Source organism: Bradyrhizobium sp. BR13661 (assembly GCF_029892425.1).
In the GTDB taxonomy this organism is placed as follows: Bacteria; Pseudomonadota; Alphaproteobacteria; order Rhizobiales; family Xanthobacteraceae; genus Bradyrhizobium.
Map to the genome: position 1 here is coordinate 57,400 of NZ_JARXWB010000007.1, position 24,405 is coordinate 81,804.

General features: G+C 62.6%; 23 protein-coding genes and 1 pseudogene. 6 read left to right on the forward strand and 18 right to left on the reverse strand.

The window, feature by feature from the left end; translation table 11 throughout:
• Positions 1–61: 61 nt before the first annotated feature.
• Complete coding sequence (locus M2427_RS13765; protein WP_280706879.1) at positions 62–484, forward strand: cytochrome c; 423 nt, start codon at positions 62–64, stop codon at positions 482–484.
• Positions 485–511: 27 nt separating this feature from the next.
• Here the strand turns inward: M2427_RS13765 and M2427_RS13770 are convergent, their stop codons facing one another.
• On the reverse strand, positions 512–1,345 hold the full coding sequence (locus M2427_RS13770; RefSeq protein ID WP_280706880.1) for a PhzF family phenazine biosynthesis protein: 834 nt from the start codon (positions 1,343–1,345) through the stop codon (positions 512–514).
• Between the two features lie 93 nt (positions 1,346–1,438).
• Positions 1,439–2,092 (reverse strand): hypothetical protein, encoded by a 654-nt coding sequence (locus M2427_RS13775; RefSeq protein ID WP_280706881.1) that lies wholly within the window; start codon positions 2,090–2,092, stop codon positions 1,439–1,441.
• Between the two features lie 844 nt (positions 2,093–2,936).
• On the opposite strand from M2427_RS13775, the gene M2427_RS13780 reads away from it, so the two are divergent.
• The gene (locus tag M2427_RS13780; protein ID WP_280706882.1) at positions 2,937–3,755 is read left to right on the forward strand and encodes an FkbM family methyltransferase; all 819 of its coding nucleotides are present in this window, start codon (positions 2,937–2,939) and stop codon (positions 3,753–3,755) included.
• Between the two features lie 114 nt (positions 3,756–3,869).
• Here M2427_RS13780 and M2427_RS13785 read toward each other — a convergent pair whose 3' ends face one another.
• Positions 3,870–4,730 carry an outer membrane beta-barrel protein gene (locus M2427_RS13785; protein ID WP_280706883.1) on the reverse strand — a complete coding sequence of 287 codons (861 nt, stop codon included), beginning with the start codon at positions 4,728–4,730 and terminating at the stop codon, positions 3,870–3,872.
• Between the two features lie 194 nt (positions 4,731–4,924).
• On the opposite strand from M2427_RS13785, the gene M2427_RS13790 reads away from it, so the two are divergent.
• Together M2427_RS13790 and M2427_RS13795 are read left to right on the forward strand one after the other, a co-directional pair.
• Positions 4,925–5,194: a hypothetical protein gene (locus tag M2427_RS13790; protein ID WP_280706884.1), complete on the forward strand. Its 270-nt coding sequence runs from the start codon at positions 4,925–4,927 to the stop codon at positions 5,192–5,194.
• A 120-nt stretch (positions 5,195–5,314) separates the two neighbouring features.
• The gene (locus M2427_RS13795) at positions 5,315–6,061 is read left to right on the forward strand and encodes a 2OG-Fe(II) oxygenase (RefSeq protein WP_280706885.1); all 747 of its coding nucleotides are present in this window, start codon (positions 5,315–5,317) and stop codon (positions 6,059–6,061) included.
• Between the two features lie 71 nt (positions 6,062–6,132).
• Here M2427_RS13795 and M2427_RS13800 read toward each other — a convergent pair whose 3' ends face one another.
• Positions 6,133–6,648 (reverse strand): ParB N-terminal domain-containing protein, encoded by a 516-nt coding sequence (locus M2427_RS13800; protein WP_280706886.1) that lies wholly within the window; start codon positions 6,646–6,648, stop codon positions 6,133–6,135.
• A 119-nt stretch (positions 6,649–6,767) separates the two neighbouring features.
• Between M2427_RS13800 and M2427_RS13805 the strand changes: the two genes are divergently transcribed.
• The gene (locus M2427_RS13805; protein WP_280706887.1) at positions 6,768–7,439 is read left to right on the forward strand and encodes a cell envelope biogenesis protein TolA; all 672 of its coding nucleotides are present in this window, start codon (positions 6,768–6,770) and stop codon (positions 7,437–7,439) included.
• 42 nt (positions 7,440–7,481) lie between these two features.
• Here M2427_RS13805 and M2427_RS13810 read toward each other — a convergent pair whose 3' ends face one another.
• From M2427_RS13810 to M2427_RS13865, 12 genes are all read right to left on the reverse strand, one after another.
• Positions 7,482–7,757, reverse strand: a complete 276-nt coding sequence (locus tag M2427_RS13810) for a hypothetical protein (RefSeq protein WP_280706888.1) — start codon at positions 7,755–7,757, stop codon at positions 7,482–7,484.
• A 265-nt stretch (positions 7,758–8,022) separates the two neighbouring features.
• Positions 8,023–8,490 carry a hypothetical protein gene (locus tag M2427_RS13815; RefSeq protein WP_280706889.1) on the reverse strand — a complete coding sequence of 156 codons (468 nt, stop codon included), beginning with the start codon at positions 8,488–8,490 and terminating at the stop codon, positions 8,023–8,025.
• A 4-nt stretch (positions 8,491–8,494) separates the two neighbouring features.
• Positions 8,495–9,781 (reverse strand): DNA sulfur modification protein DndB, encoded by a 1,287-nt coding sequence (locus M2427_RS13820; RefSeq protein ID WP_280706890.1) that lies wholly within the window; start codon positions 9,779–9,781, stop codon positions 8,495–8,497.
• A gap of 527 nt (positions 9,782–10,308) precedes the next feature.
• On the reverse strand, positions 10,309–12,477 hold the full coding sequence (locus tag M2427_RS13825; RefSeq protein WP_280706891.1) for an ATP-dependent RecD-like DNA helicase: 2,169 nt from the start codon (positions 12,475–12,477) through the stop codon (positions 10,309–10,311).
• Entirely contained in the window at positions 12,474–12,938 is a 465-nt protein-coding gene (locus tag M2427_RS13830; protein ID WP_280706892.1) for a hypothetical protein, read from the reverse strand. The genes M2427_RS13825 and M2427_RS13830 overlap by 4 nt, the downstream gene beginning before the upstream one ends.
• Positions 12,935–13,483, reverse strand: a complete 549-nt coding sequence (locus M2427_RS13835) for a hypothetical protein (protein WP_280706893.1) — start codon at positions 13,481–13,483, stop codon at positions 12,935–12,937. The genes M2427_RS13830 and M2427_RS13835 overlap by 4 nt, the downstream gene beginning before the upstream one ends.
• Positions 13,480–15,495 carry an integrase gene (locus M2427_RS13840; protein WP_280706894.1) on the reverse strand — a complete coding sequence of 672 codons (2,016 nt, stop codon included), beginning with the start codon at positions 15,493–15,495 and terminating at the stop codon, positions 13,480–13,482. Before M2427_RS13840 ends, M2427_RS13835 begins: the two co-directional genes overlap by 4 nt.
• Positions 15,473–17,446: a hypothetical protein gene (locus M2427_RS13845; RefSeq protein WP_280706895.1), complete on the reverse strand. Its 1,974-nt coding sequence runs from the start codon at positions 17,444–17,446 to the stop codon at positions 15,473–15,475. The genes M2427_RS13840 and M2427_RS13845 overlap by 23 nt, the downstream gene beginning before the upstream one ends.
• Positions 17,443–18,684: a tyrosine-type recombinase/integrase gene (locus tag M2427_RS13850; protein WP_280706896.1), complete on the reverse strand. Its 1,242-nt coding sequence runs from the start codon at positions 18,682–18,684 to the stop codon at positions 17,443–17,445. Before M2427_RS13850 ends, M2427_RS13845 begins: the two co-directional genes overlap by 4 nt.
• A 418-nt stretch (positions 18,685–19,102) precedes the next feature.
• On the reverse strand, positions 19,103–19,360 hold the full coding sequence (locus tag M2427_RS13855) for a hypothetical protein (RefSeq protein ID WP_280706898.1): 258 nt from the start codon (positions 19,358–19,360) through the stop codon (positions 19,103–19,105).
• Entirely contained in the window at positions 19,341–21,383 is a 2,043-nt protein-coding gene (locus tag M2427_RS13860; RefSeq protein ID WP_280706899.1) for an AAA family ATPase, read from the reverse strand. The genes M2427_RS13855 and M2427_RS13860 overlap by 20 nt, the downstream gene beginning before the upstream one ends.
• Positions 21,380–22,021 (reverse strand): hypothetical protein, encoded by a 642-nt coding sequence (locus M2427_RS13865; protein ID WP_280706900.1) that lies wholly within the window; start codon positions 22,019–22,021, stop codon positions 21,380–21,382. The genes M2427_RS13860 and M2427_RS13865 overlap by 4 nt, the downstream gene beginning before the upstream one ends.
• Positions 22,022–22,154: 133 nt before the next feature.
• Here M2427_RS13865 and M2427_RS13870 point away from each other — a divergent pair, with 133 nt between their 5' ends.
• Entirely contained in the window at positions 22,155–22,367 is a 213-nt protein-coding gene (locus tag M2427_RS13870) for a hypothetical protein (protein ID WP_280706901.1), read from the forward strand.
• A 610-nt stretch (positions 22,368–22,977) separates the two neighbouring features.
• Here the strand turns inward: M2427_RS13870 and rpmD are convergent.
• Positions 22,978–23,145, reverse strand: a pseudogene (rpmD, locus tag M2427_RS13875) (50S ribosomal protein L30); the annotation flags it as partial.
• A 7-nt stretch (positions 23,146–23,152) separates the two neighbouring features.
• On the reverse strand, positions 23,153–24,049 hold the full coding sequence (locus M2427_RS13880) for a 3'-5' exonuclease (RefSeq protein ID WP_280706902.1): 897 nt from the start codon (positions 24,047–24,049) through the stop codon (positions 23,153–23,155).
• Positions 24,050–24,405 lie beyond the last annotated feature (356 nt).

Sequence of the window (24,405 nt, forward strand, 5' to 3'; positions counted from 1 at the left end):
CCGAGAGATTGCGCTGAATCTCTTCCTATGGGCGTCGCGCCGGCCATTTGAGGCAAATCAAATGGCCGGCGCTCCGGCCGACCTACGCTTACCAAGCCATCGAAACGAAGGCGAGGTCATAACGATGTCGCGCAGCGTTCGAATCTACATCGGTCTTGCGGTCCTGATCGCCTTGTCGGTGCTGTTTCTCTTCAGCGTCGTCCACACGGCCGCCGGCGCATCAGCGCCTTCCTTGCGCAGGATCTCTGCAGGACATCGCCTCGCGCAGGCCTGGTGCCAGCCATGCCATGCGGTCGAACCGCGCATGTCCGGTTTTTTTGATCTTGCGCCCAGCTTCCAGGCCATAGCCGATCGCAACGGCACCACCGCGCTCTCACTCAAGGTGTTCTGGAGAACCAGCCACCACGACATGCCGAACATCGTGATCGCCCCCGACCAGGCCGATGCGCTCTCGGACTACATCCTGAGCCTCCAAGGCCATTGACGCGCCGAGGCGCCAGGGCAGCCTGAATCAGCCCTCCATGAACCGCGCCGTGCCCGAGACCCGGATCGAGCTTCCCTTGGTTTCGTCGATCTCGGCGCGGATCAGTGAGCGCGCGCCCATGTCCTCGCCCTGGACGATGTCGACGGCGCCACCATGGGGCCAGCCGATATCGCGCAGATAGCCTGCGAACGCAGCCGCCGCCGCACCCGTGGCGGGATCCTCGACCACGCCGCCGGCGGCAAAGGCGTTGCGCGCATGGAACAGGCGCGGCGTCTCTGATGTCACCAGTGCGATCGTGACGAGGCCTTCGCGCGCCATCAAGGCGCGGCCGCGTTCGAAGTCGTAGCTCATGCGCGCCAGCGCCTGGCGCGACGTCAACGCCAGCAGGGCATGATCGGCGCCGCCGTGAATTTTCGCCGGCGGGAGCTTTGCGTCGAGATCGCTGCTTGAATAGCCAAACAGGTCCAGCAGCTCATCGCTCAAGCGCGCATCGAGCGGCGCGCTGCGTGTCGGCGGCGATTGCAGCGCGGCTGCGATGGTGTTGCCGTCGCGCTGGCCCGACACGGAGATCACGGCATCATTCAGACGCAGCTCGAACGTGCGATCGCCGTAGCGATGCGCGAGCGCGGCGCCGAGCGCGATGGTGGCGTGGCCGCAGAACGGCACCTCCATCGATGGCGCAAAGTAACGCACGCGCCAGGCCTCGCCTGCGGGCGCCGCAAAAGCGGTCTCGGAAAAGCCGACTTCAGTCGCGATCGCCTGCATGGTCGCGGCATCGGGGAGGGCCTCACCGATCCAGACACCGGCGGGATTGCCGCCTTGGTTGCCGTCGGAGAAGGCGGCGATACGGAGCACTGTCATGAGGTGAACCTGTTTGGCGGGCGGTCGGGTGGAGATGGAGGTATGCATGTAGCCCGTATCAAGCGAAGCGCAATCTGGTGCGGGCCACGCTCACTAACCCTCGCGGGCGTTCCGCGTAAAGTAGTTGTGGAGCCTGACGGCTTGCCGAATGGGCCAGCTGGGCTTCGGTCCGACAAGCTGGCGAGACACTGCCTCTCGCTTGGCTTGCAGGCCGAAATGCGCGGCTGCGCCACCAAATGCGGTGGTGATGAGAATGAGGCCCGGAAGAAACGCTGAAATTTCAAACGGCCGCTGGGTCAGCAGCTTGGCAAACGGCGTCGCGCTAAGAATGCCGGCGAGGGCCGCAATGAACTTGATCAAACTCCAGACGACGAACTGCTCGATGTGCCAGACGAACTTTGGTGCGATCGCGGCCCCGGATATCCCGGCCAGCAAATATGTAAGCAATTGGGGACCGATAAAGACGCCGACGATGGCGCCAACGAGGATCAACTCGTCCCTGGCGTTGGTGAGGTAGTCGTGAATCGAAGCGCAGATGGCTTCGTAGGGGCCGCAGACCCTGGTGAGGGGCGCACCATTTTTTGCTGCGACGATTTCCAGCGCAAGGAAAAGCAGGAAGAACAGCGAATTGATGTACCAGATCAAATAGAGTTCGCCGGCATGCTGCCTTCTCAAGCGGCCTGCTGTCAGAAACGCGACGATGGCTGCACCGATGACGGAGACCAGGTTCCAGCCCCAATCCGCCATTTCAGCATCTCGTGCGGCAGGAGATCGTCATTGGTACGTTCGATTGCCGATGTTGTGCTTAGGGTTTGCACTTGCCCGAGAGGCCGCAGTAGGTCGCGCCGCCGCCAACAGTGGACGTCCCCCACAGCAAATCGTGCGTGCTCTTTTTGTCGGTCGTTGTGGTGGTCGAGGCCGTGGAATCCTGGGCTGGCGCAGACAAATTCAAATCGTGCTTGGGAAAAGGAAGTGGGCGGAGGATATCATTCGATCGGCTGAGGCCCTGCGTTTCGAATGGGTTGTGGTAGCCGCCTGGCGGCGTCAACGGCATGGTGTCCAGCCGTCCTATCGTTGGCGGCGGCTCGGGGGGGCGTGGCTTCCAGATTCTCAGCATGATCAAGAGCTCCTCCGCTTCCTTGGCGAGCCACCCCCTGGTGGCTGGAGCGAGAGCAATCCTCTCGGCCGTATCCGGAACTCCGGCTTGAGCCGTCGTCCCAGACACGCAACCCAGGAAAAGTATGGAAGCAGCAAGCATTTTCGTACGCATGGTATCCCTCCATGAGCAAATGACATTTGGCTGCAAACGCGCAAAATTAATCAATCAGATCAGATGGACAGTGCTCCTGGGCCACCCGCGCCCCGCAACTGTGCTTTGCAACTTTGGAGCGCAACGCCCGGAAGAAGCAATATGCCCATCTGCATCTTTGGCGTGCGAGGGGGCCGGCGGTTCACGACGCGGCTCCGATTTGCCTTCACGATTGTGAGATCATTCGGGTCCGGTATCGCCGTACGCGGCGCCGCGGGGCAAGCCTCGCATAAGCACTCCCAGCGATGCTGGAATCTGCTTTGGGCTCAAGGAGATTCCACCATGCCGATCGCGGGACAAAAGCTGGCCTTTGTGATGGCCTCGTCCAACCATGGCACGATGATCGTCAACCGGTTTGACTATCGCATGGTCGGCCCTGATCGCGGTTACGGTGTGGGCTATCAGATCCTCAACACGGCCGCCTTCGATCCCGGCGAGGTCAAGATCGCGCTCGAACTGCTGGCGCTGCGACGCAAGCACCATGGCGACGGCGTGATCGCGATCGACTGCGGCGCCAATATCGGCGTGCACACGATCGAATGGGCCTCCGCCATGACCGGCTGGGGCTCGGTGATCGCGATCGAGGCGCAGGAACGCATCTACTATGCGCTCGCCGGCAACATCGCCATCAACAACTGCTTCAATGCGCTGGCCGTGCACGCGGCGGTATCGTCCGAGCAAGGCACGCTGCAAATTCCGAATCCGGACTATTTTACGCCGTCGAGCTTCGGCAGCCTGGAACTGCGGCCGCGCCCGTGCAACGAATTCATCGGCCAGCAGATCGACTACACCAACAACACGGTCCTCGTGCGCAAGATGACGCTGGACGAGCTCAATTTGCCGCGGGTCGATTTCATCAAGATCGACATCGAGGGCATGGAGATGGAGGCGCTCGCCGGCGCGCAGCAGACGATCAGGTCGTATCGGCCGATCCTGCTGATCGAGAAGATCAAGACCGATCTGCAGCAGCTCGAGCAATGGCTGGTGGAGAATGGCTACCAGTTGATGACGCTCGGCATCAATATCCTGGCGATCCATCAGGGCGATGTGTGCCTTGGGGATATCAACCCGCCGCAAGCTGCCGGCCAGCACGCAGCTTAGCCGAAGCGAAAGTCTCGCAGGGTGGGCAAAACGTCAGCGCGCCCACCGTCACGAGCACACTGTAGATGGTGGGCAAACTGCACCGCCAACGTCATTGCGCTCGCAATGACGAGTTCAGTACTTCGCGATAACGGGCGTGCTGCCGAACTTGTAGTTGACCGTCAGACGGACGGAGTCGATGGCGAAGCGCTGGCTCTCCGTGAGGTTCGTCGTGCTCAAGACCGCGAACCCGAGCTGGTCGACCGCCGTGACCGATGAGCGCCCAAGATCGACATGCAGGTATTCGATGCCAACGTTCCAGTTTCCGAAAGCCTTCGAGACGCCTGCGCCCGCGCTCCAGCCCACCCGGGTCTCGGCCCTGTTGCCGAGGAAATTGATGCCGAAGCAGGCGACGCCGCCGGGCGTACAGCTGAAGCCGATGCTGCTCGAGGTGCGGCCATAGGCCAGGCCGCCGGTGCCGTAGATCAGCCAGTCATTCACGGCGTAGCCGGCCTTGCCGCGGAGCGTTCCGAACCAGTTGATCCGCGCTGAGAGGCTTTCATCGGCATTGGCGCCGGTGGCGATGGCCGATGTCGTGATCGTGCGGCTGGCGTGAAAATCCGCCGCCTGGATATCGGTGACGGCGCCGAGCACCCAGTGGCCAAACTGCTTATCGTAGCCGAACTGAAGTCCCCCGAACACGCCGTTCGGATTGAGGTTCGGGAACTGATTTCCGTTGGTGGTGGCGCCGGGAAGGCCGGTGATGAGAAATCCCGTGATGTTGCCGACGTTTCCGGGATTGACCAGATTGAGGCTCGGATTGGTGTTCTCACCCCAGCCGTAGCCAAGATTGCCGCCGACATAGAACCCGGTCCAGTCGTAGACCGCGGCGGGCGGGGGAGCCTTGAGATAGGGGTGGGCGGCGAGATCGGCCGCCTGGGCACTGGAGAGGCCGAGAACAGCAACGGCCGCGGCGAGGCACAGGGTCTTCTTCACGGCCATCCCCAATCAAATCGACGAACCATGGTTCGTAAGTACTACAGGCTGTCGCCGGGATATGTAGCGGCGGGAACACACTCGCGGCAAGAATGACCGCCGGATCGCGGTCCATGCGAGGGGGTCAATCAAGCGCAAATTGACTTGCCTTGCTTCGGATCCTTCAGCACTCTTCCGGTAAAGGAGGCCAACGCATGAAGATCATGACTGTCGCCTGTGCGCTTGGAGCGACCCTGACGCTGCTTGGCGGATCAGGTGCCGAAGCCCGAACGCGAAAGGCCGTCGTCGTCCCGCAAGAGCGGCTTATCGTGACGGCGCCCGTGCTGAGGCCGACGCCGTGGGATTACAACGTCGTTCCGCGCTATCGCTATCGGCCTGAAGACGACAAGGTCGATCCTTACGGCCCGCCATTCGTGCCGTCGTACGTTCGCTATGAAGGCTGGCGCTGGCCGTATTGGTGGTAGCGACCGTTCGTAGCGCCCCTTGAGGGCGCTAAAGCGCAGATCGCGGGTTGACCGGGATCAATGACAGTGCGTCGCCCGACGGGCGAGCGTCTCCGCAGGCATCATCTGCGGGCAGATCTCATGAGCTATCTCGATACCGAACGCATGGCCGCCATTGCCGGCGAGGCCTCCGCTTTCCTCGGGCGCCATCCCTATCCATGGGCCGGCATGCAGGGCGTCGTGCGCGAGGAGGGCTTTCGCCGCCTGTGCGCGGAGCTGCCGGCGCTCGATTTGTTCGAGCAGGAGTTCGGCCAGTCCCGCGGTTACGGCCAGCAGAGCCACGACCGCTACGCGTTGCAATATAACCCTGTCCTCGACGACAGGCTGTCGCCGCCGTGGCGCGATTTCATCGCCGAGCTGAACGGGCCGGACTATGCGACGTTCCTGCGCTGCATGTACGGGCTCGGACCCAATGAGCGTTTCGTGCTGTCGATGCACTGGCACTTCGCCGCGAGCGGCGGCTCGGTGTCGCCGCACACCGATGCACGCCGCAAGATCGGATCGCACATCTTCTATCTCAATACGCCGGAGGATTGGGATCCCGCCTGGGGCGGCCAGACCGTGGTGCTGGACGACGGCGGCACGCGGCCCGCGCACAGCGCGCCCGGCTTCGACGACATGCCGCAGGTGGCGATGTCAACCATCCTCGGCAACCAGAGTTTCATGTTCAAGCGGACCGAGCATTCCTGGCACGCGGTGCGCCCCATCACCTGTCCGCCGGGCCACCTGCGAAAAGTGTTCATCGTGGTCATCAACAAGGTGAATTTTCAGGTGATCTGGCGGCGGCTGCGCGGGAAGGATCCGGACGGGTATCGGCTGCGGGCGTAGGGGCGCGCAGAGAATGTCGCCCGGATGAGGATCAGGATCAGTGCGCCGTCATCGTCATTCCGGAGCCGCCATCAATAGCGGCCGCCGCTGCCCTTTTGCTGCGTGATCCAGGCCGACAATGATTTCGCGGGCGATTTCGCAGTCCGGGTGGGCGATGCCTTCGGATTGTCGCGGACGCCTAGCGCCGGACGGCTGCGCGGCGATTCCGTCTGCCTGACGCCCTTCAAGGCAGAAGTCGATGCCTCTGCGGCTTCCTTCTCGAGGCGCAGCTGTTTCAATCGCGCCATCTTGATGCGCTCCGCCTCGACTTCGGGTCGTTCGGCGAGCTGCGGCTTGTGGTGAGCAAGCTCGGCCGTAACAAGCACGCCGAGAATGGTCGCCTCGCCGAGCGCCTTGCAGGCCTCTAACCGATGCAGTCCCTCGACCAGAACGAGCCGGTCTCCGTCGCGCCAAACGGAAATGGGCGCCTGTTGTCCGATATCAAGAATGCTTTCCGCGATCTCCGCGACGGTCTCCGGCTTGATGGCCTTCCTCTGCTTTGTGGGAACGAAAATCTTCTCGATCGGGAAGCTTTCCGGTTTGGGCATAACTTCACTCCGCTTCTACCGGGCCAGCCGGAACCATGCCGGCGGTGTCCTGAGTTTACGGGGGAAGGGCTCGACCGCAAAGGCAATTTCGGCCACAAGTTCGTAACCAGCGAGGCGACATGCCAAGAAGCCCATCAAGAAAGCTGAAGACCTATCAGACCTCGCTCGGCTTCTACGACCAGGCGGTCGCCGCTCCCTCGATGAAGGCGGCGCTGGACGCCTGGGGCGCCCGGTCCAACCTGTTCCATCAGGGCATCGCGAAGGAGACCGACGACCCCGATATCATCGCCGCGACCATGGCAGCACCCGGAATCGTGCTGCGGCGCCCGGTCGGATCGGACGGCCCGTTCACCGAGCACGCCAAATTGCCGACCGATCTCGCTGATGACGAGGGCAAGCCGGCATCCAGATCGCGATCCAGGCCCAAGCCCAAGTCAACGCTCAAGTCAAAGACGCGTCCGGCCAAACGTGCGACGCGGCGTGCGGCGAAGCCCGAGATCGACGATCGGCAAACGCGCGCGGCCGCCGCGGCCTTCGAGAGGGAAGAGGCGCGACGCGAGAACGCACGCCGCAAGGAAGAGGCCGCCCGCGCCAAGGCGCGCGCACGTCGGGACAAGGCGGTCGCGGCCGCCCAGGCGGCGCTGGATAAAGCCAGGCGAGATCACGAGGCGCGCGCGGACGAGATCGAAGCGGAGCGTGCCGCGCTGGATGAACGTGCCGGGGCGGAAGAGGCGCGTTGGGACAAGCAGCGGAGGAAGCTGGAGGAGGCGGTTCGGAAGGCGAGGGAGTAGGGAAGGGCTCAACCCATCCTGAGAGCTGGACTACAATTCCAGTTATTTTGCTGCGGCGGGGATCGTCTTCTGGGCGGCACGTTCTTTTTCCACGGCCGTTTTGCAACCGGCGCTGAGGCTGGCGCTTTGCTTGTTCATGCATGCCTCAGTCGCCTTGTCATTTCCAATTGACGAACTGCAGAGACGGAACGCGTCGCCAACGCACGCATCCTTGGTTGCGGCCGTCCAAGCAAAGCTTGGCGTCGAGACAGCGCAGGCGACCGCGAAAGCCGCAATGAGCAACACCTGGCGGATGGTCTTGGTGAAAAACGCGCCCATTGTCGAACTCCCGGTCAGCCGTCCTAGCGGCATGTTATTGATGCCAGACAATGCCTCAGCCTGAAATGCCGGGCAAGGCAAGTTCCTGCCCGTGACCGGCGTCTTTCCATTCAGAACCGGTCGTCCGCGCCGCTAGTGTCTTTCAGATTGGGCGGAAGCAATCCTCTCGCCGCGGTAGGGGGGACTCGATTCAGCGGAGTGCTGGGGCGCTAAACGGCGCAATTAAGTGCACTGTCACTGCAACTTCGTAACTCGATGCTCAGAACTAACGCACCGCTTGCTTCTTTCCGCTGTAGATTTGTAGACGCTGGATAGCGTCGGCAATTAGTTGCCGTATATCGTGCGGTGAAAGCTTTTCGCCGTATCGAATTGCAGCTTCCAGACTTGTGAGGGCTTCGTCTATCTCAAGTAGATCGTCTTCAACTAGTTCAGTTTTGTCCGTCCATCGTCTCCAATGCGTTAGCTCGTGTGCTGCCGCTGCTTCCATGCTTAGCGATGAGTTGGGATCGGCAATTCCAGGCCCTGGATATATGTCGGATCCGAAAACGATCTCAACGACTTCTTCTTCGCCCTCGCCGAGCTCCACGCGAAATCTTGTCCGGGCACCTGGTTCATGGCGTACTGGCGCCTTCGGCTCAAAGCCGATGAATGCTGACAGGGCTCTTCTAACTTCCTTAAGATCAAGGGGCTGTTGATTTCGCCCCGCAAGCAGAGATTCGCGATTGGCTGGCATGGTCTCAAGAGCTCCGCAGGAACTTAAGGTCCTTAGGCGTAGGCTCGACAGCTAACAATTGACGTAAGATCCGACCACATTGGGATCTTGCCGCTCCAGTGTTCAGCACAGTAAGTTTCGATTCGTCCTTTCCGCGCTTTACGATGCCAATGTCCCGCCAAAGCGGATTCCGCTTGGCGAACAGGTCTCCAGACCAAGTGCCATAGGAGTACTTATTGTTTGCAGAAAGCCGAGTTAGCTTTTTCTTCCATAGGTTGCGTCCTCTCTCAGTTCCATATTTCGCGAGATCGTCGCTGTATTCCTTCATGACGGATGCGTAGCCTTGCATCATTACCGCCGCGTCCGAGAGCGAAGTATCCCTAGTTTGGCGGCGTTGAGGACGATCGAGCTTTCCTAGTTCGGGTCTTACGTTGGCGAGCAGTGAATAGAACTCTGAAGCGATGGCCGCGAGGCCATCTAGCTCGGACGGGTCCAATTCTTCGTTTGGAGCAAACGACTTCATCATCTCCCGCAATGTTGAGAGGGTCACTACCTGCGGGTTCTTTGCAGTGAGGCGATCTGTGACTCGATTGACGTTATCCTGCAGCGCAGGAGTATCGTCGATCACCTTCTTGGCAAGAAGGGATAGATCGTCGAGTGTTGTCAGATCGTATGCTTTGGATTTGGCGGTTGGCTTTGGGCGCTGGTTCTTGTCAAAGAAGTAATTCCCTTCATCTTCTCGACTCAAGAAATAGAGTTCGATTTTGAATTCGCGTCCCCCGGAAAATCGAGGATACTCTTTGGGGGATGCCCGCCAAACGTTGACCGCTTTGATGATCGCTTGCTGGCGATGATGCGAGTCCGGCAGATAGACTCTACCTGAGTAGATGAACAATGAGTCTTCACGGTGATCCCAATAAACTTGGAAATGAGAGGGGCGAAGATTCCAGACGAGTGGATTGAGAAAGAGTTTTTCTCCGTGGAGCAGCTTCTCAGCGATGTTGTCTGCGTTTTCTGTCTGGAAAACATATCGCTTCGGATCTGGATAGCCTTCGGCTAAGCTCAATTCGCGCGGAGGGGGTGGATCGACGCCGGGCTGAATTCCGCGCTGGACGTCTTGATCAGTCCATAACAGATCATTTGCTGCTGCATCGGCCAGCTCTTCCGCGGTAATAGTGAAAGTCCCCATCAGGTCGGCTTGAGATCCGGTCCATTGAAGGTTCTGGCAAGCAAACCGTCCCCGATAGATTTTGCCTTTCGCGGCTCTCTTAGGCTGTGCCAAAAATCCGGGTATTCCTTGTGCAAATTTCATTTCGTTCTCAATAAGACGATGTGATCAGGGATTCGGTCACGCTCGGCATCGGAGATTTTGTCCTAATTGGCCGCGCACTCTAAAGTTGTCATAGTCGGTTGATTTGGAAAAGTGGGAAATAGAAAAAAGGGCGGCCATTTGGCCGCCCTTTTCCTAGACTTGAACAAACCGAGCTCGCTGCAGTCGCGAGAACAAACCCCTCACGAACACCCCGTCGTGCTTTCGATGTTATATTACTGGCATCGACATTTTAGTGTGTATGTAGAGTGCGTTGCCATACGGCATATGCCACCACGTTATGCCGTAAGACGTCAGTCGGCATAAGACATCATCTGAATGCTCGGGCTCGCCAGGGATCAGATCAAGATCCCCGGATCGCTCGTCGGGCTCAGACCTCTCGCACAGCCGTACTCGTCCGCAAGGGACGCGCAAGCGCTCTACGCCCTTGCGGACTGCGTGCGTCGGTGCGGTCGGCATCGCCGCGACGGCGACACCGGGGATCAGATGAGTGAAGTTGGCGGCCTTCGTCAGACGACAAGCGGCCATCTGAGGCCGACGAGACGTCTCTGGTCGGCGTAGGGGCGGCTCAGGGCCTGCTCGATGGTCTCCGGACGGCCGACCAGGATGGCGAGAGAACGGGCGCGGGTGACCGCCGTATAGAGCCAGCTAGGATCGAGAAGTCTGGATACGGGCAGAGCGACGATGACGTTCGTAGCTTCGCTGCCTTGCGATCTATGGCAGGTGAGGGCGTAGCCCAGCGACAAGTCAACCATGTCGTCAGTTTCAAACAGGTGCTCCTCGCCTTCGAACATGCCTGTCAACTGCCGCCGCTGTCGATCGATCCGGCGCACGATACCGGTCGAGCCGTTCCACAATGCCCTTTGATAGTCGTTCTTCCGGTAGAGCAGCGGCTCTCCCGCGGAAAACATTTCGCCCAAAGGTCCCCTGAGTTCCTGAAGGCCGGTCCTCTCAACGTGTGCTTCGTGGAGGCGGCGGTTCAGGCCCGCAACGCCGACGGGGCCCTCGTTGACCGGAGTGACGGCTAAGATGTCGCCGGCGTCGGCGAGCTCCGAGCGGAGAGCGACGACGTTGTTCGCGATGGCTGTCGGGGAATCCGCCGGCAGCAGGAAAATGCCGTGCCGGCTGCCGTCGTAAAGTCTGAACGACGGCATCTCGCGACGTCGCAGCATCCCGGCCACCGCGGGGATTTCGGATCCCTCCGCCTGGCGCCGGACCGTCGATAGCGTGGCGGTGACGTTCGCGTCCCGTACGATCCGATGGAATGCGAGCCCGAACGATACGGGCGGGAGCTGACACTCGTCACCGATCATGAGCAGCCGGCAGCCGGAAGGAAGTCGATCGAGCAGCTTGTAGAGGCTGGCCAAATCCAGCATCGAGGACTCGTCCACGATGGCCAGTGTGTTCTCGTCGGCGAATGCCAGCCCCTGCTGCCGGGCTTCGAGCTTGGCGCGCTCGCCGGCTTCCGGTTCTCCGGCCAGATCTTCCGCGATGCGGGTTCTTTCATCGAGCTCTGCGATGGTGCGGAACAGAGTGCGCGCGAGACGACCGGTGGCCCGCGACAATCGCAGCGCCGCCTTACCCGCGACGGCCATGAGCAGGAGATTTCCTCCAGCGGCCGCCCAGACCCGGCAGACCTCCTTCGTCACGTGCGTCTTGCCGACACCCGCGCCGCCTTTGAGGCACGCGAACGCCGTGGATAGTATCTTTCGGACCGCGTTCGCCTGCTCGGGCGAGAGGGAGTCTAAGTCCGCTTCGTGGCCGACCGCAGGTACTGGCGCTCGAAGCATGCCGTCCAACCGGCGGACCACCCTCTCTTCCATGGCTGCGCAACCCGGCGCACGCAGCGTGTCGGAGCATCCGACGATCGCGGCGTGCCGATGCACAGCGAGTTCGAGTGCCGGTCCGGCCTCGGTTTCGCGGATGCCGAGCTTCCGGCTCAGAGCGGTCCGGAAGTCGGAGCGCATGATCGCCGTGGACCCCTCCGCGATCACGTCCTTCATCACCGAGTCGGCGGCACCTACCACGCGGTTGTCCAGACGCGACGGAGCGGGATGGCCGGCCTCGCGCGACAGTCTGAGTCCGAGCTCGTCGACGTGCGTCCACGACATGAGTGGGACCAGGCACCAAGGGTTTTCGGCAAGCCTGTCGGGGGCGTCGTCGCCGAGAAGCGAGTAGATTTTCTTGGCCAGCCGCAATTCGCCGATCCCGACGGCGGAGAGCCACTCGACTAGGCGACCCAGTCCAGCCTGCTTCTTCCAGGCTTCCACCATCGCGGCAGCGAGTCGCGGTCCGAGAACCGGACGGTAGGGCTCCATGACCGAGGCGAGGAGGTCGATATCGCCAACGTCGAGCGCCTCCGGCAATTGGTCTGCGAAGTGCTCCCAAAGCCGGAGGGCGCGCGTAGGCCCGATGCCGACCACCGAGCCCGAGAGGTAGTCTACCATCAGCCTGCCGTTCGGAAGCGACCGGAGAGCGTGAGTCGCCTTAATCTGACGTCCCCAAGCCGTCACCTCCGTCTCGCCCTCGACCGACCAGACTTCCCCGACTTCGGGAACGCCGATGATCGCGTCCTTGCCGGCCTTGATGCGGACGAGGGCGCCCGTCTCGTCGCGGCCCGCGAAGATCGAGCCGAATTCGCGCCGGCTTACGATGCGTTCGACGACGATGAGCGTCATTCCGACCTGCCCACGCGGAAAAGCACGCCAGTCCGCTCGAACAAGTCGAGGCGGGCCTTCAGCCTTGCATTCTCCGCTCGCAGCGACGAAATCACCGCTTCGCGTTCGGACAGGTTGCGGCGCAGATCCGAAATTTCCTTCGCGTTGCGTCCAATCATGATGCGTGCTCCAGCATAGGCTTCGTCCTGCTGGAAGTGGGATTTGATGCCCGGGACGCCTTGGACCGAGGCGATCACGTTGACCGGATTCCTGAGCTCCTCTTTGCGGTGGAAGTGTTGGACGTCGTGCTGGTCCAACCCAAGTGCGCGGACGATGGCGCTGGCGTTCACGTTGCCCGCGGGAGTGAGGGGTAGGGTGGGGTAACGATCGTGGTCCGGTTGGGCGGCCCAGTCCTTCGCGACTCGTTCGAGATAGGGATCGAGCACCGTCAGAATGGATTCGACGACGTTGCGGCGGGTCATCGCTTCCGCCCCTGACCGATCGGGATGACGTTGCCGATCTGCTTCCGCAAGGTCTGGTTCTCCTTCTCCAGTTCGCGGATCCTGTCGGTTGCCTTCTTCAGGTCGAGCAGGGTGGCCGCATATTCGAGTTCAGCTTCGGCATAACGCTGCTTCACCTCGTCGGTCTCGGCGCGCGCGGCCACCGCCTTCGCGGTGACCTTGCTCCGGATCGCCGCGACGTTGCCCGGGGATACCTTGCCGATCCTCTCCAACCAGGATTTGACGTCCCTGTTCAGGGACGCGATGCCGGAACGGCTCGTCTTTCCGAAGTAGGCGGGGCTGAGCTTCGCCACGGCCAAGACGGTCTGTTGCGTGACCTTGCCGTCCCGGCTTTCGGGATAGATCCCGTCGTTCGCGATCATGGCCTTCTCGATGCTGGTCATCGCGGCGGCGATACGGTCCCGGGCGCCGGCATGTCGTTGGGCCGCGACCTTCCTGCCTTCGATCGAGACTTGAGCGCCGTGCTCGGACGTCGCTCTTTTCGGGGCCGGCGTCTTGGCGCTCATGCTCGCGTCTCCCAGAGGGTGCGCAGGTCCGGGTGCGCGGACAGCATTTGGATGCGAACGTCCTCCCATCTGCCGAGCTCCGAAACGATGATGCCGTCGAGATGGGCGACGAGCATGCTCTCCCCGGCGGACTGCGCGTGCGCCCGTTCATACGCAAGGGAGGCCAGAGCCTCGTTGCAGTCCCGTTTGGCTCGGGCCATCTCGAGCCGATGGTCGCAGTTGGTTCGGCACGTGGCGGGATCCGGCGCACCGCGCCCGCGCGTGCATGGTCCGAACTGGTTGACGCCTTTCGTGCAGATGACGCCGGGCCGCACCATCGACCACGTTCTGGCGTCGAAGGTCAGCACCTCGATCGTTTCGTGCATCGACGCCGTGCCGAATTCGGTGTCGCCTCGGCGCATGGCCATGGCCAGCAACCCCTCCTGCAGCGGGACGGCGGCCGGACCCGACGTGAGACCTTCGATGGTTTCCTCGACGGCCTGACCCGAGACCGCGAAGGTGTATTCCCTAGCGACCTTCAGGGCGCGTTCGACGACGTCCGGATCCGAGCACATGTAGGTCAGCACCATCTCGAAATTCGCGTGACCCAGCAGGTCCAGTAGGACTTGAGGCGCGCTCATGATGGAGGTGGCGATCAGCCGCGCCACGGTGTGCCGCCAGCGGTGAAGATGCGCGCGATCGGCGCCGGTGAGATGGGAAAGCCCTAAGAATTCGACCGCGCTGACGAGAGGTTCGGTCAGGTTCAGGAGGGGCTGACCGACCTTCGCTCCGCCGAAAAGCATGGTCCAAAGGTGGTCGGTGCCCGCGGGCCTGAGGCTGCGCGAAAGCTTCTGCTGGATGACGAGTGCGCGGACCGCGACGGGATGCAGCGGCCAGTCGCGGGGAGCGCCGCCGATCTGGCCGACCATCTTGTAGGTCCGCGAGTGGAAGCGGTCTCCGCTCGTTTGAAGCTCGGTGTCCTTCGCGCCTGCGATCTCGCTCTGCCGGGCAGCGGTGCAGAATGCCACCAAGGAGACCACTAGAGCCTGGATCAGGCTGATGACCCTGTTGAAATCCTTCATGTGCCGGGGCGGCCAGGCCTCGGAAGGCCCGTTTTGATAGTGAAGTGAAAAGGGAAGGGCCTTGATCGGGGAACCGTTACTGTCGCGCCAGTCGAAGTCGTTCAAGGCCTTCGAACGGGCTTCGATCGCCGTGGGATGCGCCGACGACATCTCGAGTTCCGCGGGGAGATTGCGAAGCGTCAACCAAAGGTCGATCGCTTGCTCCGCCAGATTATCGATGATCCATATGGCGGCACCGATGAATCGCGACACGAACTCGTCGGAGAAGCTTTGCCAGTTGCTTTCCTCGACGGACTCAGCCTTGAGCAGTTCGGGGGCGCCGCGCACGACCTCCTCGATGGTGGGCGCGTCCGCGGCTTCCTGCGGCCGTTCGTAGATGCGGGGCCAGTCCGAGATGATCCCGCGGCGGCCGGCGTCGATCAGGGTATCGACGATTCGGAGGATGGTCTTCCGCGAATGGTCGGTTCGCCCGATGTCGGGAAACATCCGTGTCAGAAGGATGGGAGCGGTGAGATCTCCGAAGACGGGGACTGGCGACGGCATGTTGTCGAACTGCCATCTGGCGATCCTCAGCAGATGGCCGGAGTAGGAGATCCACGTGGTCGGACTGTATTGGCCGACGCCCCGGTACATCATGAGCGGCAGCCAGAGGGCCAGTAGTGCGCGACGGATGGCCTCGTCGCGCATGAGAGCCGCTGCCGGTTCGGCCGGCACGCCCGCCTCCGACGGATCCAAGGTGAAGAACGAGGCGCGCCGCGTGGCCCCGGGAGGAAACCACCATTCGGGCATGACGAGCTTCGGAGAGTTGAGCGGACAGCCGGGAAAGATCTCAAGCCACTGAAGCTCGTTCCAGTCCTTTTCCGCGAGGTATTTGAAGTCTCCCAGATCGGACAGGGTTCTCGATCGCCAGGCGAGCGGAACGACGAATTCAGTAGCTGGGGTAGGTGTCATGGATCCTTGCCTCTCCGTTGACGAATTTCGACGTCCATGCCTCGACGTGCCGCCGGACTTCCTCGGCGTCGAAGTGCTCCAGCGTGGCCTCGATCGAGGAGAATTCGTCCTCGAACGACGAACCGAGCCACGCAGCGAGCGGGATTTGGCGCCGGATCTGGATCAGTTCGGCGTAGGCGCGGGCGAGGAGCCCCAGGCTGTCGGCGAAGACCATGCCGTGACTGCATCCCGTGCATCGCTGGACGCGGCACAGTGAGCCTGGCCGGTGGTCCGGCGCGATCTCGCGCGGAGGGGACGTAGGATCCAGGCAACCCATCCCGAGGCGCGTCCTCTGCCGAACGTCGTTGAGCCGCCGCTCCTGCTCCTCGGTGATCGCGCCATGTTCGATGAGGATCCGCAGTCGCGTCGGGTCGATGATGCGCCCCTCCACGATCTCGCCGAAGACCGCCGCCTGGAGTTTGCGCACCTCGCCTTCGCTGTGCATGCGGTAGAGCACGGACTTCAGGTAGTGACGGAGCGTCGAGAGGTTCTGGTGCTGCGCCGCGAGCTGGGTGAGGAGGACGTGAAAACCGCTCTTGATGTAGGCGTACCCGATCCACGCGTCCCTGGCGTCGGACGTGGTCAGATTGTTGAGCTCGGGATAGCGGTCCAGGAGGTTGTGACGACGTGCCACCTCGCGCGCGATCTTTCCGAAGCGCGACGCGTCCGAGTGCTCCAGAGCGATCACCTCTCCGATGTGTCTCGCTGTCAGGAAGAGCCAAGGCGAACGGACGGTCGCTTCTAGTCGCGCGACTTCGGCCGCCCCCTCGTCGGTGGGATTCTCGGACTGCAGCGATTTGGCGCGGCCGAGGTCGACCTCGACGGAATTCCGGAGGACCTTTGTCTTTTCTATTACATACAGAAGTAACTGGTACGGGTGCCATTCCGGCTTGGTCATCGAAAGGGTGAACTGGTGGCGCTCGCTGCGAGCCTTCCACGAATGGATCACCGCGAACGCGGGATTCTGGGGATGGGGTTCGAACCATCTCTCCGGACGCGACACGTCGATCGAAAGGGCGGTCGAAAGATTCCATCCCGTCGTCAGCAAGAACAGCCAAAGAAAGATGATGATGTCGTGGTAGCCCGGGTGCTGCCAGCGAAGCGCTGCCGTCCATCCCTTTTCGGCGCGCTCACCCATGAGGGGAGCGAGGTATCGGGGCCCCGGGCCGGGATGGCGGACAAGGGACCAGTACATGCCGAGTTCCTTGAGATCGTCTCGCGTCGGGAGCACGTCCGACGTCGCTTGACGAACCAGCCACGCGCGATTGCGCGGCTCGGCCCAATGATCGTCGGCGTTTGTTCCGCGTTCCAGCGGTCCGCCGAGGTCTGCGAGCGCCGCGCCTTCCCGCCACATCGCCTTGATTTCGCGGGCCTCGGACTTGAGAGCGTTGTACAAGGCGCGGGCGGCCTCGCGGCCGAGAAGCTGCTCTTGAACGACGTCGTCCTTCATCCGGGCGGGCCAGAACTTCTTGGGACGGGAGTGCCTCAGGCACATGGCATCGATGACGGACTTCGCGCGGCCGTAGGCAAGCTGATGGTCGGGGCCCAGCCAGTCGATAAGCGCCAATCCGTGAGCGTCGGTGACGTCATCGAGCCGCGTGACGTCGCGTCCCCCTTTTGCAGCGTCCGCATCCAGAAAGCGGAAGAGCACGCGCAGTCCCCAGCGCCATTGGCTTAACGTCGGAAGCCGGGGTTGTTCGGCCTCGACCATCTCGGCAAATTCGCGTGCGAACTGCGGCCGTCCAGCGAAGTCGCCGCCCCAGACATGCCTGCTTCTTTCGGGCAGGTTTTCAAGCAGGCCGCCTTCCGCGAATTCCCGCAGATCGACTTCATGGCGTTCTCCATTGTCGAACTTGATGGAGAACCTGAGCGGGTCGGACTCGTCCGTCTCGATGACGCGGATTTCGGTCACGAAGCATCCTCCGAGTTCAGGTAATCGTGCCACCCTGCGGCAAGCTGTGAGAGGCCGGTGCTGGTGATGATCCAGCGGAGATAGAGTTCGGTCGTCTTTTCCGAGACGTGGCCGAACTGGCTCCGGATCATGTCTAGCCAATGCTTCGAGCGGTCGCGGATCCAGCCGATGCCCATCCCTGCGATGGTGGAGCGGGCTGCTTTGGCTTCGTTTTCGAGCGCGTAGAGGACTAGGTAGCAGGCATGCGCGTGCCTTGCGTGGTGGGTGGTCCAGCCTTCCGGGCGGGGTTCTACTTCGTGGAATATCTTCCAGATCGTGTCGCCGCTCAGCGGCGTCCCCGCGTGCTCCCCTGAATCGGAAAGGAAGAGGCGGTCGGTCCTGCGGCCCGTCCTCTTGAAGTATCGATAGGCGTAGGTCGCGCGTTTCGGCAGCCAGGCACGCACCACGATGGCGAACGCAATCGGAACTCTGATGCTTCGAGGTTTGCCGCCTTTGGTGCCGTCCAGCAGGCGCATGCTTACGAACGCGTCGCCGGCGCGGATCGCGGCGTCGATCTTATCTTCGCTCGGCCAGTGGGACAGCTTGACTTGGGCGATTTCCTGCTTGCGCGCGCCGGTCTCGAGAGCGAAGCGGCTGACCAACTGCTTCGCTTCGCCTCGACGCACCCTGACCGCGGTGAGCCACGCCTTTATCTCCTCGGGCTTCGGCAGATGCCCGAGTTCGGGAGGAGAGACGGACGCCTTCGCGCGGCGAACGCGGACGGTGATTGTCCTGACCTTCCCTCCGAAACGGCGTTCCTGCAGCCTCGTCTTGAATTCAAACGCCGGACGGAGCCCTTCGAGATGGGCCCAACGGAGGAAGTGGACGACTTCGTCGGTCCGACCGTTGGCGGTTTCGGGCTCCAGTTTTTCGCGCTTCTTCGACCACGCGCCGCTCAACTGGTCGTGCTGATAGCGGAGCACGTCGTCGTAGTCGACCGTGCGCCAATCCAACCCGCGCGAATCCGTCCACTTGGCGAAGTTGGCGAGCGAGTACGCGATCCTCCGCAGGGTGTTGAACGACGGCACGTCGCCGCGGTCCTCGAGAGGACGATAGGCCAGCGTTGCCCGCTCCCGCAGATAGCGGGAGTGATCTCGCATGTAGCGCAGGGCGCGGTCGAAGAGGACAGGAACGTCCTTGTATCTCGCGAAGCCCGCCTTGATTAGTTTTGCGGCATTGGGACGGAAAACGCTTGCCATGTTCTCGGCCGTCGTCGGGCCGCACGCCGCCGTCCGCCGAATTGGGATCGGCGGTTGAGGTGGCGAACGAGTTGTCCGGAACTGTCAAACGAGCGACGAAGACGCTTGCCTATCGGACCCCGTGGGCTAGAATCCGATCGTCAGGTGGTTCGGCGAAGCCTTCGGGTTTTTGACGGTCCATCGAGAGGGCGGTGCGCTTCCAACGGCGACCCGCCCTTTTTCTTTCCCGCGACTGCCTTCTCCTTTCTTGTGCCAGGTTATGGAACTTTCCGAAATCGCTCATACCGAAGGAATCGCTAAGAGTCGACCGTAAATTTTAGTCTAAATATCTGAAATGATTAACTAAAACAGACGAGTCCTTGAAAATTGCTTTCGTTGCGTCAACGGATTTTGCCGCTCCAAGGATTCGAATTTCGGCTCAGGGACCGTCCTTTTCGGCGGCGACGATGACCCTGCAGGCGTTTTCGACGACCGACCAAATGTCGCTCTCCAGGCTCCGACGTTCGACCACGCAGCTTGCCGAAGTCACGAGGAGACCGTCCCGGTTCTCGACGGAGCACACCTCGTACTCGCAGATCGAGTGGGATCCGGAGACCCGTTCGATGCGCATGGCGGCGAGCGGACGGCGCCGGCTCTCGTCTCCGTCCGGCACCTGGTCAATGGTAACTGCCAGCATGAGGCGGCCTCCAATCTGCGATGAGGATTTGATCTGCGGGGGTCCCGCACCGGTCGAAGATTGCGCGCGCCTCGTCGCCGTCGACGTGGCGCTGCTCCATCAGCAGCTCGGCGAGTTCGAGCAGGACGTGTCGGTTGACGCGCATGATGTCGAGCGCGCGGGTCTCAAGGCGCCGGAGGTCGCGCTCGACGGCGCGGCGGATACCGCGGTCCGCCCGGACCGCCTGCAGCGCGTTTTCCCAGCTTGCGAGGTAGGCGATGCTGTCGCCGAGACCGGCACTCGCGTGGAGGCCGGCGATCAAGCGGGTGGCGGTCGCGACGTCGCCTTGCTCGCCTCCGGATCCCACGCCCTCCGCGGACAGAAAGATACGCTCGGCGGCTCGGCCGCACAGGTCCACGGTCACGTGATCTTCGATCGTTGCGCGCGTGAACTGGTCGTCGTCGGGAGGATCGATGTCCGTGCGCCCGAGCGAGATGCCGCGTTCGGATGCGGAGAGGGACAGCAGCGTCCCGTACCCCAGGGCCAGGCTGCCGATCGCGTGACCGCTCTCATGGATGCAGATCCGGAACAGCTTCTCCATCGTCATCGGACTGGCGGGCAGCATGGCTGCCACCAGATCGTCGACGTGTAGTGCCCGATTTGCCTGGCGCGCGCTGCGCCGCGCGGTCTGAACGTGCCCCGCGATCTCGGCCGAGGTCAGCCGTTCTGCGATGCGGGCGGCGGCTTCGATGTCCGCTTCACCGAGCGAGCCGCGCAAATGGTGGCGCAGAACGTTGGCGGCGCCGGCACGATCCTGTCGGCCCAGTTCGAGGATGCGCTCGAAACGGCCGGGGCGGCGCAGCGCGGCGTCGACGCCGGCGAGGTAGTTGGTCGCGGCGGCCAGGATAATGGCACCGCCTTCCGTTCCGTTGCTGGTCCGACGGGGGCCCGCGAGAGCCGTATCCACCGAGAGCATGAACTCGGTGATTACAGGCCGCCAGTAGTCGGCCCCTCTTCTATCTAAGGTTGCACGATTGGGGAGGGCATCACACTCGTCCCATAAGACGCAGACCGGGCGGGGAGTACCGCCCGATCCGTCGCTGGTCGCAGCGCTCATCGCGGCGGCCTTTGCATAGACTTCGCGGATTCCTCGGATGACCTCGTCCAGGTGGGCGCTCTTCGTGAAAAGTTCGCTGATCGACATCGGCAGTATCGGAACCGAGCACGCGTCCATCACCAGCTTGATTCCGTAGGTCTTCCCGCAGCCAGGCTCGCTGTGGCACAGGAACGCGCGGCCGACGTCAGTCCATGGCAGCGACGAGGCGCGGTAGGCTTCCAGATCCCGTTTGAGCTCGAGACCATACGTCCTCAGAGGTCCGAGTTCGTGCGCGGCCTCGAGGTCGGGCAGACGTGCGGCGACCGTGGCGACGGGGCCGCGGTCGCGCGCCCTAGTCAGCCGCTCGACGATCGCTTCGGCGTCCGAGCCGGGGCGGAAGGCGGTGGCGATCTCGTCGAAATCCAGCCCGGCGCACACATTGTCGTCGGGCAGCTTTGCGCTGTCGCCGGTGAAGAGTTCTATCGCGCGCGACAGCGCCTTGCCGTTCAAGCCGGCGATGGAGATGGAATGGTCCGCAGCCGCGAGCAGCGCCGCCGGCAGGAGATCGATGGATGGTGCGATCCCCACGGTGCAGCAGCCCCTGCCGAGCGCCGACGCGACCTCGTCGTTTCCGAGCGAGGATTTGTGCCGAAAGCGGTCGGTCCCGTCCCTCGCGATGCAGAACCACGACGATCGGCTCAGCGACGCGCAGAATCTCTCGGCCGGTTTCACCCACGCCGCGCTCGGCACGGTAAAGACGATCGCGAGATTCACCGAGTTTTCGAGGAGGGCGCGCTGCGCGGCGTCGAGCGTCGTCTCGAATACGGCGCGAAACAGGGCGAGCGGTGCCGACGGACGGCGGAAGGGAGACATCGCCGCGCGCTCCTCGGAGGCTTCCTCCGGAGCGGGCAGGTCGTCCTGGGGCTCCGGGTTGCTGGGCCGGATCATCGGCGCCTCGCGATGACCATGGTATCGGGCCCGAGCGTGCGCTCGTCCAGGTCGATGCAGAGCCGGTCCGCGCATGCCAGCGCGAAGATGGCCGCGCCACCATCGGGCTCGGCTCCGACGGTCTTGAGCAGCCGCCCCAGTTTCGTGGGGCCGACGTCTTCGAGATGACCGAGAACTCGGCAGCGCAAGTCGAAGGGGACGGGATGGTTGCGGCAGCGCCAGATCGCGCGCGCGGTCGCGAAACGCGGCTGCTCCATGATGTGGGCCGACGTCAGCACAAGCGACCGCAGACCGAGATCCTCGAGTCCGATGAGGAAGAGGCCTTCCTGCTCGATCGTCCGCAATGGGCGCGCGGCGACGACGTCGAGGTGGAAACGCCCGTCGGCCCGGGCGAGGACGATCGCGTCCAATGCCACGGCCTGGCCGGAAACGATCGTCGTTTCGACGTAGTCGATTGCCCGAACTTCCGCGGCGAGCGTAGCCTGAATGAGCGCATCCTTGACGAGGCCGCCGACGGAGGGAATGGATCGAACGCACTTGGCGGATGCGAAGGCATCAGGCCCGGTGAGAGAAGCGAACGCAAAACGGGACATGTGACGCTCGATACGGGTTCTTGTTTTGTTCCAGACGCTCGACACTAATGGCAGGTCTCTCCGCGAATGGCAACATAGTTATTATAAATATATATCTTTGTTGATATGTGGGGGTGACTCTGGACAGAAGCACTACAGGTGGTGGACGTTAGGGCGTGGCGATGGCGGAAACGAGTAGATGACCGAAGACAAGGCGAAGAAGAAGACCGGACGGCCGCTCCCGCCGAATGCCGAGAACCGGAAGCAATTCCTGGCCGTCATGGACGCCGACGTGATCAAGGACATCAAGGTGGCAGCCGCTGCGCAGCAGACCACCGCGTCGCTGCTGCTCGAGAAGATAGCCAGGGAGTATCTCGATCGAGGGGGCCGCGTGAACGATCGGAAGCGCTGACCTAGCCGGCCAGCCCGAACATTTCGAGCGCAGTGGCGCGATGCTTGGCGTCCGGAGACGTGAGGTGTTGGCAGGTCCGGGCGGTCGCATCGATCCAGAGAAAGATGTCGATCTTGCGCGCAGCGTCGCAAACTTGTCCCTGCATTTTTTTGCCCAGCATGAAGAGCGGCGGCCCGCCCTGGACGGGTAGGCCCGCGATCGTCGCGATCAGATCGCGCCGCTCGATCTCCGGCGTGTGGCTTACGAACACGATCACGTTCGGTTTGTCGTGCTCCGGATTTCCGGCTTCCAACTGCTGGACGGCGCCGATGACGCGTTGCCCCAGCTTCCGATAGAAGGGGACGTTCCTGCGGACCGCCATTTCGCCTTCGGGCGGATCCTCCAGGACTTCGAAGTCGAACAAGGATTTGACCTCGCAGTAACCGACGAGCTCGCCGTTTCTCATCAGCTTGAAGTCGGGCGTCTTGCCGGCGTTGAGGGCGGCTTTGTCGTAGGGCTCGAGCACGATGCCTGCGGCATCGCAGATCAGGTCACGCAGCAGCTGGATGTCGGCAGCCTCGTTCGGAGCCGGCGCGCCCGCCGAGACCCTGGGCGCCGCCGGATCGTGGGTGATCTTCACGAGGTGCCGGACCTTGTGGATCATGCCCCGGGTCGCCGGCGTGTCGGGCGGCCATGCAACGCGTCCGATCTTGTTCAGCTTGAGCCCGATCAGCGTTTCGCGCTGGTCTCGACGGCGGCGGATCGGGCTGCCGATCTGTTCGATCTCGATGTAGCGCATCCCGTCCTCAAACTCTCGCCGAGAACCGCGTGAAGGCGGTCAGCGTCTGCGTCCGCGGTTCGACGTCCCGCAGGTAGATCTCGCCTCGGAGAAAAGCGATCTCGTCTGCCAGGGCCGTCTCGCAGACGTCGACGTACCAACTCCTGGGCCTTCCGTCACTGCCGTCGCTCCATCGATAGCCGCGGGTTTTGAGGACATTCTTGAGCTCGAACGGCGATTGCTCCGCCCATACGCGGACTGTTCTCTTCCGCGCGTTCTCCAGCAGCAGGGCGAGCGCTGGGCGGTCGATGGTAGGCAGCTTGAGCGATAGGATCTCGAGCAAGGCGTTGCAATCGTCGACGGCGCGGTGGGCCTGGTGAAAGTAGCCGGCGCCGTGCAGCAGATAGCCCAGTTTGGCGCCCTCGAAGCCGTACTTGCGCCACTCGACTTCGGTCGCGCTGCAGGCCCATGCCTTCTGTGCGAACACCGGCCAGTATCTTTCGGCAAACCCGCGGTCGAATTGGCTGTGATGCGCGATAATTACAACCGCGTCGTCTACGAATTTTTCCACCGCGACGTCGTCGATGCGGTGACCGGCGACCAACTCATCGCTGATGCCGGTTAAGTCGGTGATCTCGGCGGGGATTGGATCGCAGGGCTCGTTGAACGCCGAGAACGTGTCTCTGACGCCGACGATGTTGCCATCGGGGGTGTAGTCGAATTTCACCATCCCCAATTCGATGATCTCGCTCCGCTGCGCGTCGAGACCCGTCGTCTCGGTGTCCAGGATGATCGCGGTCTTGGTCTCCTGGTCCGGAGATGGCGTGAACGGAGGCCGCGCCACCAAGCGCCGCAGCACGCGGTAGTCCGGCGACTGGCTCAAGGCCTCGGCCATCGCGGCCAGGCTGCTGCTGTCCTGAAACATCGAATCCCTGGGGAACCGTGGAAACCGTGGGGGCGGAATTTAGCACGCGCCCGTCTGGCGCGCAGCGCGATCTTCCTTGGGACCTTGGGGACTGAAGGGCGATGGTAGCAGTAGATCGGAGCGATGGAAGCTCGTCAGTGTCCTTCCACGATCTCGCCATCCTCCTTCACGAACCGGCCCACCGGCCCGTCGAGCAGGTCGGCGACAGCCTCCGAGGTTGCGGATGTCGGTGGTGCCGCTGTCGCGCTCCATCCGAAGGAGCTCCTTGACGTCGACCGGCTTGCCGTTGGCCCGCGCGAGCAGGTCTACGTCAACCTCCAGATCTTCGTGCACTACGCAGCGCAGGTATTCCGCCT